Source organism: Paracoccus sp. 08, assembly GCF_024105395.1.
Lineage (GTDB): Bacteria > Pseudomonadota > Alphaproteobacteria > Rhodobacterales > Rhodobacteraceae > Paracoccus > Paracoccus marcusii.
Window position 1 is genome coordinate 1 of record NZ_WEKR01000057.1, and the last position, 2,359, is coordinate 2,359.

The 2,359-nt window shown below is 67.7% G+C and carries 2 protein-coding genes; both read left to right on the forward strand.

The features are described 5' to 3' along the window. Positions 1 to 751: 751 nt before the first annotated feature. Complete coding sequence (locus tag GBO37_RS13980) at positions 752 to 1,408, forward strand: SRPBCC family protein (RefSeq protein ID WP_252929636.1); 657 nt, start codon at positions 752 to 754, stop codon at positions 1,406 to 1,408. Positions 1,409 to 1,411: 3 nt separating this feature from the next. Beyond that, positions 1,412 to 2,359 (forward strand): zinc-dependent alcohol dehydrogenase (locus tag GBO37_RS13985; protein WP_252929638.1); only part of this gene is annotated, 948 nt, incomplete at its 3' end.

Sequence of the window (2,359 nt, forward strand, 5' to 3'; positions counted from 1 at the left end):
GCCCGCCGACACGACCGAAATGCCGACACGACCGAAATGTGGTCGCTGGCGATCTCGGTCTTCACGCGAACAAGGATCTGCTTCCATTCCACCATGGAAAATCGTGTCGGAGAGGCTGTCCCCTTCTGGTCTGTCGAAAGGGTCGTCTTGGTACGGGGCACGTGGTTCTCCAGCGCTGTAATGGGCAGGGTCGGCAGGTCCGCAAGCTCACGAATCTGTCATCTGTGCAGACGTAAGGCGATCACCGCGACCGGGGTTCCTTGCGCGATCGATGCCCTGCCCGACCGTTGCCCGGTCGCACCGTTCCGCCGCCGCCGACGATCGGACATAAACGGGTGACCTGTGTGGCTGCCCGGCCTGTCCCCGACTGCTGTCACGACCGGGGGTGCCGCTGCCGTGCCGTGGGTGACGTGACCTGCCGTCGGGGGCGATGAGGCAAAGGGCTGGAACATTCGCGCCATCCCCTTGTTGGACCCCTGCTCGATCACGGGCCCAGAACACAAGGAAAGGCCCGCCCATGCATCGTCGTCCCGACACGTCACCCCTCGTTCCCGGCACCGCACGCAGGTCGCGGAACCGCGCCTGATGCGCCGTTACGCTGCCCCTGACGGCGTCCAGCCACCACACAGCCTGCTGGATCGCCGGAACCAACGCCCCCGCAACCAGACGCCGCCCATGCGGGCCATCTGACCGAACACCATGATCGCGGCGCCGGACCATCGGTGCCGCACAGCTTTGGGAAAGGACCGTCATGCCCCATCATGATCATCTCGACCACATCCGCCACACGCCCCGGCCGCCCGCATCCGGCATCGGTCTGGGCGCGGTGCTGGGCATCTTCCTGGCCGCCGCCGGAACCGGCTATCTGCTGACCCGCCAGCCCGAACGGCGTCCCGCCGACAATGCCCCCCGGCGCACTGCCAAGCACGCGCCGTCGGGCCGCTTTGCGCTGACCGGCCGTACCGTGACCATCGCCCGCCCCCGCGACGAGATCTATGCCTTCTGGCGCCAGTTCGGGAACCTGGCCGGCGTGATGGAGAACGTCCACGCCGTCTCGACCGAAGGCGACGTCACCCGCTGGACCCTGCGCGGCCCGGGCAGCGACATCACCCTGCGCACCCGCATCACCGAGGATCGCCCCGGCGACGTCATCGCATGGGCCTCGACCGATGGCTCGGACATCGAGACCACCGGCCGGGTGCTGTTTCGCGATGCGCCGGGCAATCGCGGCACCGAGGTCACCGCGCTGATCGCCTATGTGCCGCCGATGGGCGCGCTTGGCCGCGTCGTGGCCAAACTGTTCCAGGCGGACCCCGCGATCCAGGGGCGCCGCGACCTGAAGCGCCTGAAGATGTTCCTTGAGACCGGCGAGATCGCCACCCCCCTCAACCGCAGACAGGAGGCCTGATCCATGCGCGCACTGACATGGCACGGCAAGCACGACGTCCGCGTCGAGACGATGCCCGACCCCCAGATCGTCAACCCCCGTGACGCGATCATCCAGGTCACCTCGACCGCGATCTGCGGGTCCGACCTACACTTGTTCGACGGGGTGATCCCCGGCATGCAGGCGGGCGACATCCTGGGCCACGAATTCATGGGCCGGGTCGTCGATGTCGGCCCCGGCAGCACGCTGAAAGTCGGTCAGCGGGTCGTGGTGCCCTTCACCATTTCCTGCGGGTCGTGCTTTTTCTGCCAGCGGGCACAGTTCTCGGCCTGCGACAACTCGAACCCCGCCGACAAGCAGGACCTGACCGAAACCATGTTCGGCCATGCGGCGGCGGGCCTGTTCGGCTATAGCCACCTGACGGGCGGCTATCCCGGCGGACAGGCGGAATATGTCCGCGTGCCGTTTTCCGACGTAGGCCCGATCGTCATTCCCGAAGGCATGGACGATGACGACGTCCTGTTCCTGTCCGACATCCTGCCCACCGGCTGGATGGCCGCGGACAATGCCGACATCGAAACCGACGACACCGTCGTGGTCTGGGGTTGCGGCCCGGTCGGGCTGTTCGCGATCCAGGCCGCCCGGCTGATGGGTGCGGCCCGCGTCATCGCCATCGACCACTATCCCAACCGCCTGGCCCTGGCCCGCCGGATGGGGGCCGAGGTGATCGACTTCAAGCAGACCTCGGTGCTGGAGGCGGTCATGGAGATGACCGGCGGCATCGGTGCCGACGCGGTCATCGACGCGGTCGGGATGGAGGCGCACGGCTTTGCCCTGGATACGGTGATGGACAACCTCAAGCAGGCCGTGGGCGTCGGTGCGGACAGCGGCCACGSCCTGCGCGAGGCGCTGATGGCGGTGCGCAAGGGCGGCCGCGTGTCGGTCCCCGGCGTCTATGGCGGCTTCATGGAC

Bases quoted from the DNA above. Each gene is read 5' to 3' on its own strand.
- GBO37_RS13980 (WP_252929636.1), top strand. From the start codon at position 752: ATGCCCCATCATGATCATCTCGACCACATCCGCCACACGCCCCGGCCG.